The 14,199-nt window shown below is 30.3% G+C and carries 12 protein-coding genes; 6 read left to right on the forward strand and 6 right to left on the reverse strand.

Annotated features, from left to right (window positions below; all coding sequences use genetic code 11):
- Positions 1–3: 3 nt before the first annotated feature.
- The 3 genes from WH52_RS03865 to WH52_RS03875 all read right to left on the reverse strand — a co-directional run bounded on the left by WH52_RS03865 (position 4) and on the right by WH52_RS03875 (position 2,481).
- On the reverse strand, positions 4–363 hold the full coding sequence (locus WH52_RS03865) for a YraN family protein (protein WP_086029617.1): 360 nt from the start codon (positions 361–363) through the stop codon (positions 4–6).
- Positions 363–1,430 carry a cytochrome-c peroxidase gene (locus WH52_RS03870; RefSeq protein WP_086029618.1) on the reverse strand — a complete coding sequence of 356 codons (1,068 nt, stop codon included), beginning with the start codon at positions 1,428–1,430 and terminating at the stop codon, positions 363–365. Before WH52_RS03870 ends, WH52_RS03865 begins: the two co-directional genes overlap by 1 nt.
- A gap of 70 nt (positions 1,431–1,500) precedes the next feature.
- The gene (locus WH52_RS03875; RefSeq protein ID WP_086029619.1) at positions 1,501–2,481 is read right to left on the reverse strand and encodes a S66 peptidase family protein; all 981 of its coding nucleotides are present in this window, start codon (positions 2,479–2,481) and stop codon (positions 1,501–1,503) included.
- A 119-nt stretch (positions 2,482–2,600) separates the two neighbouring features.
- Between WH52_RS03875 and metG the strand changes: the two genes are divergently transcribed.
- The 3 genes from metG (at position 2,601) to WH52_RS03890 (ending at position 8,409) form a co-directional block, all read left to right on the forward strand.
- Positions 2,601–4,655: a methionine--tRNA ligase gene (gene metG / locus WH52_RS03880; RefSeq protein ID WP_086029620.1), complete on the forward strand. Its 2,055-nt coding sequence runs from the start codon at positions 2,601–2,603 to the stop codon at positions 4,653–4,655.
- A 65-nt stretch (positions 4,656–4,720) separates the two neighbouring features.
- Entirely contained in the window at positions 4,721–6,277 is a 1,557-nt protein-coding gene (locus tag WH52_RS03885) for a hypothetical protein (protein WP_086029621.1), read from the forward strand.
- Positions 6,278–6,285: 8 nt separating this feature from the next.
- A complete protein-coding gene (locus tag WH52_RS03890) occupies positions 6,286–8,409 on the forward strand; it encodes a Tex family protein (RefSeq protein WP_086029622.1) in 2,124 nt (707 codons plus the stop codon).
- A 62-nt stretch (positions 8,410–8,471) separates the two neighbouring features.
- Here the strand turns inward: WH52_RS03890 and WH52_RS03895 are convergent, their stop codons facing one another.
- On the reverse strand, positions 8,472–8,807 hold the full coding sequence (locus WH52_RS03895) for a single-stranded DNA-binding protein (RefSeq protein WP_086029623.1): 336 nt from the start codon (positions 8,805–8,807) through the stop codon (positions 8,472–8,474).
- 159 nt (positions 8,808–8,966) lie between these two features.
- Between WH52_RS03895 and WH52_RS03900 the strand changes: the two genes are divergently transcribed.
- Both WH52_RS03900 and WH52_RS03905 read left to right on the forward strand, forming a co-directional pair.
- Positions 8,967–9,509: a GNAT family N-acetyltransferase gene (locus tag WH52_RS03900; protein WP_086029624.1), complete on the forward strand. Its 543-nt coding sequence runs from the start codon at positions 8,967–8,969 to the stop codon at positions 9,507–9,509.
- Positions 9,499–9,849: a hypothetical protein gene (locus WH52_RS03905; protein WP_086029887.1), complete on the forward strand. Its 351-nt coding sequence runs from the start codon at positions 9,499–9,501 to the stop codon at positions 9,847–9,849. The genes WH52_RS03900 and WH52_RS03905 overlap by 11 nt, the downstream gene beginning before the upstream one ends.
- A 1-nt stretch (position 9,850) precedes the next feature.
- On the opposite strand, the gene WH52_RS03910 is transcribed toward WH52_RS03905, so the two are convergent.
- Positions 9,851–10,318 (reverse strand): CBS domain-containing protein, encoded by a 468-nt coding sequence (locus tag WH52_RS03910; protein ID WP_086029625.1) that lies wholly within the window; start codon positions 10,316–10,318, stop codon positions 9,851–9,853.
- Between the two features lie 105 nt (positions 10,319–10,423).
- Between WH52_RS03910 and WH52_RS03915 the strand changes: the two genes are divergently transcribed.
- Positions 10,424–12,721 (forward strand): M20/M25/M40 family metallo-hydrolase, encoded by a 2,298-nt coding sequence (locus WH52_RS03915; protein WP_086029626.1) that lies wholly within the window; start codon positions 10,424–10,426, stop codon positions 12,719–12,721.
- A 50-nt stretch (positions 12,722–12,771) separates the two neighbouring features.
- Here the strand turns inward: WH52_RS03915 and pyk are convergent, their stop codons facing one another.
- A complete protein-coding gene (gene pyk / locus WH52_RS03920; RefSeq protein WP_086029627.1) occupies positions 12,772–14,199 on the reverse strand; it encodes a pyruvate kinase in 1,428 nt (475 codons plus the stop codon).

Genomic DNA, 14,199 nt, shown 5'->3' on the forward strand with positions numbered 1-14,199 from the left:
CTTTTAAAAATATAAGAAAGCGTCTTTTAAATGTTCAATTTGAAAGACGTTTTTGTTTTTAATAATCGCTATAATATCGAATCGAATTTCTACATCTAAATCATTTTCAATAACATAATTATCTATTGCAGAAACAAGTAGTTTTATTTTTTTTGGATTCACAAAATCTTGCGGATTACCAAAATAATCGGTAGAACGTGTTTTAACCTCTAGAACTGCCAATACATTATTCTTTTGTGCAATAATATCTATTTCAGCTTTTTGAAATCGGTAATTCTTTTCAACTATTGAATATCCGTTTTCAATTAAATATTCAATCGCTAAAAGTTCTCCTTGCTTACCTAAATCGTTATGTTGTGCCATTATTCAAACGGATTCGAATATCTAGAATCCTTTAATAAATCTTCGTCAGTTAAAGTTAGTAAAAAAGCTTTTAAGTCTATTTTGTCTTGATTACTTAATTGTAATCCACCAGATTTTGCAATAATACTCAATGTAACGTTGGTGTTTCTATCAGATTTAACTCCTGAATTATAATGCTCAATTACCTCATCTAATGTTTTGAACCTTCCGTCGTGCATATAAGGAGCTGTAACCGCTATATTTCGCAACGAAGGAACTTTGAATGCTCCTTTTGTTAAGAACCCTCTTTTAACAGCGTCTCTACCTAAATCTTTTAAATCTCTATCTAAATCTAATCCATTATTCATATAATCATCATTTTCAAAATTAGCCTCTCCATGACATTGAGCACAATTAGCTCCTTTTCCGCTTCTAAAACCGCCAAAGAAAATTTCTTTCCCTCTTTCTTCTGAAGCAGTAAAAAAAGCTTTTCCTTCATTATTTTTATCAAACTTACTTCTGTTGGAAACTATTGAATTCATAAACTGTTCTAATGCTAAAGAAATAGTAACTTCAGAAATTTCTTTATTTGGAAATGCTCTTTTAAAACGCTCTTTATAATCTTTAAGTGTTTGTAGTTTTGCAACGACACGTTCTAAAGTTTCATCCATTTCTAAAGTATCTTGAATAGGCAATAATGATTGATCTCTCAATAAATGTGCTCTACCATCCCAAAAGAACTCATTGGTATTCCATAACATATTAAAAATAGCCATAGCTTGTCTTTTCCCCTTTAGTTTTCTAACACCTTCAGAAAATTTTCTAGGATCGGAAAAAGCATTTTCTTGACGGTGACAAGAAGCACAAGAAATAGAATTGTCTTTACTTAACGCAGTTTCATAAAACAATCTTCTACCTAGCTCAACACCTTCTTCTGTTAATTGGTTATCTTTAGGTATACTTGGTCTTGGCAATCCGTTAAATTCTAAATTATAACGAACTGGTTTGTATGTTTCTACCAATCCTTTATTTTGACAAGAACTGATTAAAAAAGTAGTTAATAAGAAAAAAACATAGAGTTTTCTCATAGCTTTATGAAGTTGAATTATAAGACAAACTTATTAAAAGCTACAAGGGCAAAATTTGATTTAAATCACATTATTTAAAAATTACTTCAGTAGAATTTTTAGTAATATTTACGTCTACTTTTCTTCCCATAATCAAAGCTCTATTATCTGGTTCATGGCCAGCAGGAAAATTAAATAGAATAGGAGTATCTTTAGGTACAATATCTAAAACGAGTTGTTCAATAGAGCTTCCCCAAGGCGTTGTATTCTTTTTTATCTTAGTCATATCACCAACAATAACTGCTTTTACTTTTGAAAAATATCCTGCACGTTTTAAGCTTTGTAACATACGATCTATTGCATATTTATACTCGCCAATTTCTTCTATAAAAAGTATTTTCCCTTCCGTAGAAATCTGACTCGAAGAACCTAACATCGAAGCTAAAATAGCAATATTACCTCCTACCAATTCTCCTGAAACTTGTCCTACCCTATTATATTTTGAAGTTGGAATCTTATACACCAAATTTTCACCGAATAATGCTTTTCGTAACGATTCTACACTTTTAGCTATTACTTCTGGCTTATCTTGAAAACTTGTGCCCATAATTCCATGAACAGTTTCAATTCCTAGATTATGTACATGATTATGAAATGCAGTAATATCAGAATAACCAACAATCCATTTAGGAGATTCTTTAAATTGTGTAAAATCAAGTTTATCTAAAATTCGTACAGAACCGTATCCTCCTCTTGCGCTCCAAATTGCTTTTATATTCGGATTATCTAGTGCCTTTTGAAAATCTTCACAACGCTCTTCATCGGTACCCGCAAAATGATGTTCTTGATTAAACATATTCTTCCCATACACAACATTTAGTCCCCAACTTTCAGCTACCTCCTTTGCTTTATCAATTACATGTTTTCGGTTCTTTAAAATTCCTGCAGGAGCAACTATAGCTATCGTATCACCTTTTGTAAGATAAGGTGGTGTTTGTAACTTCATAGGTTTTGTTTGAGAAAAAACTGATGAAACCATCATCATTAAAAACAATATTCTTATTTCCTTCATAAATAAGTCTTACTTCATAATTCTAAAAACTAGAATCAACATTAAGTAAATGTACCCAATTTATAGCAGTTTAAAAAATTGCTTTTTTGTACTTTTGCCCTTTAATTTTATACAAAGAGATGAGTACACCAAAAAGATATACCCTTACTGCTGCTTTACCGTATACCAACGGACCTATTCATATTGGTCATTTAGCAGGAGTATATGTTCCTGGAGATATTTACGCACGTTATTTAAGAGCTACAGGTAACGACGTTGCCTACATTTGTGGTTCAGACGAACATGGAGTAGCGATACCAATGCGTGCGAAGAAAGAAGGTGTAACTCCTCAAGAAATTATTGATAAATACCACGGAATTATTAAAAAATCATTCCAAGATTTTGGTATTTCTTTCGATAATTATTCACGTACTTCGGCAAAGATCCATCATAAAACTGCTTCTGACTTTTTTAAGAAGTTATATGAAGATGGTGAGTTTATTGAAGAAGTGACTGAACAATTATACGATGCTGAAGCTGATCAATATTTAGCGGATCGTTTTGTAATTGGAACATGTCCAAAATGTGGAAATGAAGAAAGTTACGGTGATCAATGTGAAAAATGTGGAACGAGTCATAATGCTACGGATTTAATCAACCCAAAATCGGCAATTACTGGGAATGTTCCAACTTTAAAAGAAACAAAACACTGGTTTTTACCATTAGATAAACACGAAGATTTTTTACGTGAATGGATTATAGAAGGTCATAAAAATGACTGGAAGCCAAATGTATTAGGACAAGTAAAATCTTGGGTAGACGATGGTTTACGTCCACGTGCCGTTACTCGTGATTTAGATTGGGGAATTCCTGTTCCTGTTGAAGGAGCTGACGGAAAAGTATTATATGTTTGGTTCGATGCTCCTATCGGATATATTTCTGCAACCAAAGAATGGGCAGAACGCGAAGGTAAAAACTGGGAAGACTATTGGAAAAATGAAGATACGCAGTTAGTGCACTTTATAGGAAAAGACAATATAGTATTCCACTGTATCATTTTCCCATCAATGTTAAAAGCTCATGGAGGTTATATTTTACCAGAAAATGTGCCAGCTAATGAGTTCTTAAACTTAGAAGGAAACAAACTATCTACTTCTAAAAATTGGGCAGTTTGGTTACACGAATATTTAGAAGATTTTCCAAATCAACAAGATGTATTACGTTATACCTTAACTGCAAACGCACCAGAAAATAAAGACAACGACTTTACTTGGAAAGATTTTCAAGCAAAGAATAACAATGAGTTGGTTGCTATCTTCGGAAACTTTATTAACCGTGTAGTGGTTTTAACCAATAAATATTATAACGGAGTTGTACCTACTGCAGGTGATTTTTCTGAAGAAGACAAAGATGCATTACATCAATTACAACAATTCCCAGAAGTTATTGGTAAATCTATAGAGCGTTATCGCTTTAGAGAAGCATCTCAAGAGCTAATGAATTTAGCTCGCTTAGGAAATAAATATTTAGCAGATGAAGAGCCTTGGAAAGTAATTAAGCAAGATGAAGAGCGCGTAAAAACAATTATGAATGTAGCCTTACAAATTGCTACAGGATTAGCTGTTTTATGTGAACCTTTCTTACCATTTACATCTACTAAATTAAAAGGAATTTTAAATATTGATAATTCACTTACTTGGACAGATATTACTGAAAAAGAGGTATTATTAGACGCTGAACATCAAATAGGAAAAGCTGAATTATTATTCGCTAAGATAGAAGACAAAACTATCGAAGCTCAATTAGAAAAATTAGAAGCTACGAAAAAAGCAAACGAAGCAGCTAACAAAACTGTTGAACCTCAAAAAGAAACTATTGAGTTCGATGATTTTACTAAAATGGACATGCGTGTTGGTACTATTTTAGAAGCAGAAAAAGTTGCCAAAGCTAAGAAGTTATTAAAATTAAAAGTAGACGTTGGTATAGATGTTCGTACTATAGTTTCTGGAATTGCTGAGCATTACAAGCCAGAAGATGTAGTTGGAAAACAAGTTACTGTACTTTGTAATTTAGCTCCGAGAAAAATACGTGGAGTAGAAAGTCAAGGAATGATTTTAATGGCAGATACACCAGAAGGTGGATTAGCTTTCGTTGAACCTCAACAAAAAGTAACCAACGGAGAACAGATTTGTTAAATCGATATAACATTTTATTATATTTGAAGCCTCACTTTTAGTGAGGCTTCAGTTTTTTATTGCTTATGAAAAAAATTCTTCTAGTACTAATACTATTCAATTTCGCACAAGCTAATTCTCAAGAAAAAATAGGAGAATTTAATCATAAAAGTAAAACTTCTAATAATGATATTATTCGATCAACTTCAATCTTCAATTATAAGAATAATAATATTGCTACATTCATTCTAAAAGGGGAAAATATATATGGGTATTTACTCAATAGTAACTTCCAATTTATTAAAAAAATAAATATTAAAAATATTAACCCAAAGTATAACATTTTAATTGGTAGTTTTTATGATAAAAATGACAGCTACAACTTAATCCTATCAAATAAAATCAAAAATAAATTTATATTTATTACATTTTCTTTCAATTCAAATAACACAGTTACTAGGTTTCATAACCTTAAGAACAATAATTTAGTTTTTCTTCAAAGTGTTAGTAAAAGTAATATTTGTTATCTCCTGTTTTTAAACAAAAAAAACTCTAATATTATCTCTAAAAGTTATAATAGTAGCGGAGAAAAATCAACTAGAGTTTTCGACTTTCATAAAACTAATTTCTTAATTAATGAAACAAAAAGAGTTTCTTTAAAAAAGCTTATAACAGATTTCACCAAACCTAACAATAATAAAATCAAAAACCTAGAATATGAATTAACTAAGATTAATGAGACTACTCAAAAAAACAGTGTAGACGAAAAACCTTTCTTCAATAATTCTATTCAAAAGAGCTATACACCTCCACACTCTATAGAAATTACTTCGCGTTTCAGTAAATTGTATGTTAGAGATAATACTACTATTATAACTTTAGATAAAAATAGATTTTATACTCAAATTCTAAAATTGAATTTAGATAAAGGTGATTATACTTTTGAAAAAATTAAAAAGCCTTTGTTTAAAGAAAAAAGTATACGAAAAAGATCTAATTCTTTTATTCATGAAGATAAAATTTTTCTTATTACTGCAACAAAAAAGAAGCTTAACTGTTCTATTCATAATTTACATACTTTAAAAAAAATAAAGGAAATTAAAGCTAATTATAATAGTCCTATAAGTTTTAAAAATTCACTTATAACTCAAGAAGGTGGTGCTTTTAAAAAGCATAGAGAATTTGATAATACAAGTAAATTCTTACGTAAAGTATCAGAAAGTAATATAGGTATAGGTGTTATAAAAAACAACACAGAATATGAGATGATAATTGGGAGTGAAAAATTAGCTGAAGATGGATATAATATGGTTTTTGACGCTATAAGTTTAGGATTAGGTATTTATACTAATTCTTTAAGTTATGGTTCTTTTTCATCTTATTTAACAACGAAATCTGTAAAATTTCATTCTTTATTTGATGAAAATCTTAATCACAAAAAAGGAAAAATTAAAAAAAACATTTACGATAATATAATCGTGTTTATTAAGCTAGATAAACAACAAAACATCGATGATGTTTATTACTCACAAATAGAAGATTTAAATCAACCTAAAGGGATAAATATATTTAAATTGAATAATAATATTGTTCTAGGTTATTATCATCCAAAAACTCAAAAATATCTTTTTCATAAATTTTAATTATCAATATGCTGCTTACTAATTATATAGCTTCTCATCTACAACTTCCAGTAAAATCAATTGAAAACACCATTGAATTACTAAACGAGGATTGTACCATACCTTTTATTGCTCGTTATCGAAAAGAAAAAACAGGAAATTTAGACGAGGTTCAAATTGGTGAAATCGTTCAATTAAAAGAACAATTCGAAGCTTTAGAAAAAAGAAAAAAAGCAATTCTTAAAGCTATTGAAGAACAAGGTTTGTTGACTGAAGAATTAAAAAATAAAATTGACAACACTGATAATTTAACTGCTTTAGAAGATTTGTATTTACCATTTAAAAAGAAGCGTAAAACCAAAGCAGAAACAGCTCGTAAAAACGGATTGGAACCGTTGGCTAAAATCATCATGAGTCAACGAAATGATGATGTAGAATCTGTTGCTTCAAGATATATAAATAATGAAGTAACTAATGTTGATAAAGCCTTAGAAGGCGCACGCCATATTATCGCAGAATGGATTAACGAACGCACCGATATTCGTAATTTAATACGTAGAGAGTTAGAGCGATTTTCTACCATAAACACAAAAGTTGTTAAAACTAAAAAAGACGAACCAGAAGCTCAGAAATACAAAGATTATTTCGATTGGTCTGAAAACTTAAAGAGAATTCCTTCTCATAGAATGCTAGCTATTTTACGTGCAGAAAAAGAAGGTTTTATTCGTGTAAAAATTGAAATTGACAACGAACATGTTCTTCAAAAAATAGACAACAAAATTATCAAAGCGAATAACGAATCTGGTGCAGAAATTCAGTTAGCAATCGACGATTCGTATAAACGACTGTTATTCCCTTCTCTAACAACCGAAGCAATGAATATTGCTAAAGAAATTGCAGATGAAGCAGCGATTAAAGTATTTGCTAAAAACTTACAGCAATTATTGCTTGGATCTCCATTAGGTGAAAAAAGAATTTTAGCAATTGACCCTGGGTTTAGAACAGGTTGTAAAGTTGTTTGTTTAAATGCTCAAGGAGATTTATTACACAACGAAACTATTTTCCCACATCCACCGCAGAATAAAAGTACCGAAGCAAAATACACCATTGAACATTTGGTAAAGAGATATCAAATTGAAGCAATTTCTATTGGTAATGGAACCGCTTCGAGAGAAACAGAACGATTGGTAAAAAGTATTTCGTTTAAAAATTCTGTTGAGATTTTTGTGGTAAGTGAAGCTGGAGCATCAATTTATTCGGCTTCAAAAATTGCTCGTGATGAATTTCCGAATCAAGATGTTACTGTAAGAGGAGCAATTTCTATCGGAAGAAGATTGGCTGATCCTTTAGCGGAATTGGTTAAAATAGATGCAAAATCAATAGGAATTGGGCAATATCAGCATGATGTAGATCAATCGAAATTAAAGAACTCTTTAGATACTGTTGTTTCACATTGTGTAAATAAAGTGGGCGTAAATATTAATACTGCAAGTGCTTCTTTACTAAGTTATGTTTCTGGAATTGGCCCTAAACTTGCTGAAAATATTGTAAACTACAGAAACGAAAATGGCGCTTTTCAAAACAGATTAGCTATAAAGAAAGTTCCTCGTTTAGGTGGAAAAGCTTTTGAACAATCGGGTGGTTTTTTAAGAATTAAAAACGGGACTAATCCGTTAGATGATTCAGCTGTACATCCAGAACGATATAGTTTGGTAAAACAAATTTCGAAAGACACTGGTGTTAATATTGATGATTTAATTGGAAACACATCTGTTTTAAAGCAGATAAAACTTCAAAAGTATGTAACCGATTCTTACGGGCTTCCTACTTTACAAGACATTATAAAAGAATTAGAAAAACCTGGGTTAGATCCTCGTGAAAAAGCCAAAGCTTTTAGCTTTAATGAACATATTAAAACTATTGACGATGTTAAAACAGGAATGGTTTTACCTGGAATTGTAAACAACATTACCAACTTTGGTTGCTTTGTAGATATTGGTATTAAAGAAAGCGGATTGGTACATGTTTCTAATCTTGCAAATACTTTTGTAAAAGATGTTAATGAGCATGTTAGTCTACATCAACACGTACAAGTAAAAGTTTTAGAAGTAGACCTGCAAAGGAAAAGAATTCAATTAAGCATGAATTTTTAAACATAAAAAACGAGCTAAAATTATTTAGCTCGTTTTTTCTTTTTCTTAGCAAACTTTCCCACTTATTTAGTACCTAACATTAGTAATTCATTACAAACCACCTCAGTTACATACCGCTTATTCCCTTCTTTATCTTCAAAAGATCTTGAGGTTAATTTTCCTTCAACAATCACTTCACTTCCTTTTTGTAAATATTGTTCAATAATTTCTGCTGTTTTGTTCCAAGCAACAATATAATGCCATTGTGTATCTGTTACTTTTTGTCCTTGACTATTCTTATAAGTCTCGTTTGTTGCTAATGAAAATTTAGCCAATTTTTTTCCACTATCTAAAGTGATAATTTCTGGATTATTACCTAAGTTTCCAATTAACTGTACTTTGTTTTTTAATGCGTTCATAATATTTGTTTTTCGTTAAACAGTTAAGACATTGCCGTTTAAATAAATCGACACTGCAAATATCTAACACTATAGAAGCTATAACTGGTTAGTAATCGTTTGTTTTCGATTGTAATTGAATGTTATCGGATAATTATTTATATTTGAGACAAAAACAACATGAAATTTTATTTAGAAACCGAACGATTAATTTTAAGAGAATTCCAAGATAAAGACACTGATGGTATTTTTGAATTAGACTCAAATCCTGAAGTGCATAAATACTTAGGAAACAACCCTATTACCAACCATAAACAAGCGGAAGACATTATTGCTTTCTTTCATAAACAATATAAAGAAAATGGTATTGGCCGTTTTGCTGCTTTTGAAAAAGAATCGGGTAATTTTATTGGTTGGTCTGGTTTAAAATTAAACAAAGGAGAAAAAGAAGAACTTAATGGGTTTACCAACTTTATTGATATTGGTTATCGTTTAATTCCAAAGTATTGGGGAAAAGGATATGCTTCAGAATCTGCTATTGCTTGTTTAGATTTTGGCTTTAAGCAAATGAATTATGATATTATTTACGGTGCTGCTGAAACCGATAATATTGGTTCCAACAAAATCTTACAAAAAATTGGACTTCAATATGTAAACAACTTCCTTTTTGAAGGAACAGATGCTAAATGGTACGAACTTAAAAAAACCGATTATGAGCGTTAAAAAATGTTTAGAATGTGGTGAAAAAGTTATTGGAAGAATAGACAAGAAGTTTTGTTCTGATTATTGCAGAAATTCCTTCAACAACAAAGTAAATAAGGAAAGTAAAAATTTAATTAGAAATACCAATAATCGTTTACGTAAAAACTATAAAATCCTTTCAGAATTAAACACTTTAGGTAAAACTAAAGTTAGCAGACGTAAGTTATTTGACAGAGGTTTCGATTTTAAATTTATCACCTCAACATACACCACAAAAACAGGCAACACCTATTTTTACGTGTACGATCAAGGGTATTTAGAATTAGAGAATGAATTGTACTTATTGGTAAAGCAAGATTAATTTATTTCCAAGTATTTCCTTTTAATTGCATTGCTGCTTTTAAAACATCTTTTTGACTAATTAAACCTACTAATTTTCCGTTTTCAACAATAGGAAAACGACGTCTTTTAGAATTTAAAAATTTATTCGCAGCATCAAAAATATTCATATTACCATCTATGGTTTCAACTTGTTTAATCATGGCTTTTCCTACAGTATTGTTTTTATCAATTGGTAAATTATAATACCTGCTTTCAGAAATTTGTTTCATACAATCTCCTTCAGAAATTATTCCAATTAATTCATTTTTTTCGTTCACTACTGGTCCGCCAGAAATTTTATTCTTTATTAAAGTATCAATCACATCTTCAATAGATTGATCTTCTTTAAACGTAATAAGATTTTTACTCATATGATCTGAAACCAAAATTGGCTCGTGTTTCTTTTCTGGTTGATTAGTTCGCTTACCTTGAAAGTTTATAATTCCCATAATAGTTTAGTTTTTAGGTTATTAAATATACTGATTTTTAGCTCTTTATAAAATTTTAGTCTTAACGAATTAAATTTTATTACATTTAAGCAAATAAATTCTTCTATGAAATCACTCTCAAAACTAGCTGCTCTTTTAATTGTTGTTACAACTATTTATTGGAGTTTTAGTGATATTATTCCTTCAAAAAACTATTCTGAAAAAACTGAAAAACCTACCGATTTTTCAATCAACAATGCGTTGTACCATTTAAAAAATATATCTAAAAAATCGCATCATGTTGGTACAGATGAACACAAAGTAGTTCAAGATTATTTAGTAAATGAATTGAAAAAATTAGGATTAAAACCCGAAGTTCAATATCAAACAGCTATTAATACAAAATGGAGAGCTGGTACCACTGCCGAAAATATTTTAGCAAGAATTAAAGGTAGTGGAAACGGAAAAGCTTTAATGTTATTGAGTCATTACGATTCTAATCCACATTCATCTCTTGGAGCTAGTGATGCTGGTTCTGGAATCGTTACAATTTTAGAAGGAGTTAGAGCTTTTTTAGCGCAAAATAAAACACCTAAAAACGATATTATCATTTTATTTTCAGATGCCGAAGAATTAGGTTTATTAGGTGCACAAGCTTTTGTAGAAAAGCATCCTTGGGCAAAAGATGTTGGATTAGTTTTAAATTTCGAAGCCAGAGGAAGTGGCGGCTCTAGTTTTATGTTGATGGAAACCAACGGAAAAAACAAAACGCTTTTACATGAGTTTATGAAGGCGAATCCGAATTATCCTGCTGCAAATTCATTAATGTACGATGTCTATAAAAAATTACCCAACGACACCGATTTAACTGTATTTAGAGAAATTGGAGATATTAACGGATTTAATTTTGCTTTTATTGATGATCATTTCGATTATCACACAGCTCAAGATTCTTACGAGCGATTAAATAGAGAAACTTTATTACATCAAGCAGATTATTTAACGACTACTTTAAGTTACTTTGCTAATTCAAATCTGACTAATTTAAAAAGCGACGAAGATTATATTTATACAAACTTCCCTATTAGTAAACTTATTAGTTATCCATTTTCTTGGGTACTACCAATGTTAATAATTGCTTGTATTCTTTTTGTCTTATTATTCATTATTGGACTTAAAAAAAGAAAATTTACTATTGAAGGTACAGTAAAAGGTTTTATTCCTTTTTTAATTTCTTTAGTTATTGCAAGTGCAGTTTCTTTTGGTTTGTGGAAATTACTCGTATTAATTCATCCGCAATACAAAGATATTTTACATGGATTTACCTATAATGGACATCAATACATAGCTACTTTTGTGTTCTTAACTTTATGGATTCTTTTCAAAATTTACAACTATTTTAAAGATCAAAACATCGAAGATTTATTAGTAGCTCCAATAGTTTTTGGATTACTTATAAATTTTGTTGTTTTTAAATACTTACAAGGTGCTGGGTTTTTAATTATTCCTGTTTTTATTTCACTTTTAGTATTGGCAATTTTAGTGTTTAAGAACCTTAAACAAAATTCAAAGCCTATATTATTTGCTTTAATAAGTATTCCAAGTATTTACATCATTTCTCCAATGATTCAGCTTTTCCCTGTTGCTTTAGGATTAAAAGTGTTATTCATTTCAGCAATTTTTACAGTAATATTATTCGGATTTATTTTACCTATTTTCTATTCTGAAAAGAAGAAAAGTAAACTTCAATTTTTAATGCTATTTTTCGCTATTTATTACTTTATTTCAGCAAGTATGAATAGTGGATACTCTGTAGATAAAAAACTACCAAATAGTTTAGTCTACATTCAGAATGCTGATACAAACGAATCTTATTGGGGAACTTATAATAACAATTTAGATGCTTTTACTCAACAAGTTTTTGATGATAATTATAGTTCAGGAAGCGTTTCTTTTGCTGAAGGAAAAAGTAAGTATAATACACGTTTTACATTCCATAAAAAAGCCAAAAACATTAAGCTAAAAAACTCATTAATTCCTATTGAAAAAGATACAATTTATAATAACCAAAGACACATTGATTTTAAAATTGAACCACAGAGAAGAATCAACAAATATGAATTTATAACCAACTCCCCTTTAAATATTGAGAAATTTACCGTAAACGGAATTCTTGTAAATAACGGAAAACCATTTACCAATGAAGGAACGCTGTTAATCTATCAAATGGGAAATACCGATAAGGATTTGAATATTTCATTAACCATCGATGAGAATGAAAAACCTAACATAACACTTAATGAAATTTCTTACGATTTACTGAATAATACTGAGCTCAACATAAAGCCTCGTAGTGAAAACATGATGCCAATGCCTTTTGTTACAAACGATGCTATAATTAGTTCAAGAAAATTAAAACTCTAATAAAAAGCCTCAACAAAATGTTGAGGCTTTTTATTCTATTTAAGTTTATTTTAGTCTATTTGAGAAACACGCAAAGTGTTTACCATTCCTTTAGCTTTCACTGGCATAGAAGAAAGGTTAATCACAAAATCTCCTGTATTTACAAACCCTTTTTCTTTAATAATTTCGTTAACATCATCAACTGTATCATCAGTACTTAAATTTCTGTCATAGTAATAAGCTCTCACTCCCCAAAGTAAATTTAGTTTTCCTAAAATTCTTTTTTCAGAAGTAAATGCAATTACATGTGATTTTGGTCTCCAAGCCGAAATTTGAAACGCTGTATAACCACTATTTGTTAATGTAGAAATTGCAGATGCATTAATATCATCTGCCATTAAAGCTGCATGGTGACATACCGATTTAGTTATAAAACGATTTGTACGAATATGCGGTGCTTCTTGCGGAACTTTAATTAAATCTGAAAATTCAACACTACCAATAATTTCTGTCATTTTCTTAATAACTCTTACTGGGTGTTTACCTACTGATGTTTCTCCAGATAACATTACAGCATCTGCTCCATCCATAATAGAGTTTGCAACATCATTTACCTCTGCTCTTGTTGGTACAGAGTTTTCAATCATTGTTTCCATCATCTGTGTAGCAATAATTACCGGAATTCTTGCTTGTTTAGCTCTATGCACTAAACTCTTTTGAATTAACGGAACATCTTGCATTGGAATTTCTACACCTAAATCTCCACGGGCAACCATTAACCCATCACAATATGGTATTAACGCATCAATATTTTCAACTGCTTCTGGCTTTTCTATTTTTGCAATTACTGGTACTCTATAACGTGATTTTTGTTTAATTAAATCACGTAACATACGTAAATCTTCTGGTGTACGCACAAATGAAAGTGCAATCCAATCTACTTCTTGCTCTAAAGCAAAAACAACATCTTTTTTATCTTTCTCTGTAAGTGCAGGTAACGAAATTGCTGTATTTGGAAGATTAACTCCTTTTTTAGACTTTAAAGGGCCACCGACAATAACCTTAGTTACTACTTCTTTTTCTTTATCTGTAGATACTACTTCGAACTGTAACTTACCATCATCCACTAAAATATTTTCACCAACTTTTACATCTTTAGGAAAACGTTGATACGTCATAAAAGCTCTTTCTACTGTACCCGTGCATTCTTCAGTTGTAAATATAAATGTATCTCCAGCTTTAACCTCTACTCCATCTTCCATTACACCCACACGTAATTTAGGACCTTGTAAATCGGCAAGAATAGCCACATTATAACCTCGTTCTTTATTAATTTCTCTAATTTGACGAACTCGTTCTTTTACAATATCGTAATCGGCATGAGAAAAATTAATACGGAAAACGTTCACTCCAGAAGCTCCCATTTCTGCTAAAATTTCTTTAGTATTTGTTGCGGGTCCTAGGGTAGCTACAATTTTGGTCTTTTTATTGTGTGGCAT

The organism is Tenacibaculum holothuriorum, from assembly GCF_002120225.1.
Taxonomy (GTDB): domain Bacteria; phylum Bacteroidota; class Bacteroidia; order Flavobacteriales; family Flavobacteriaceae; genus Polaribacter; species Polaribacter holothuriorum.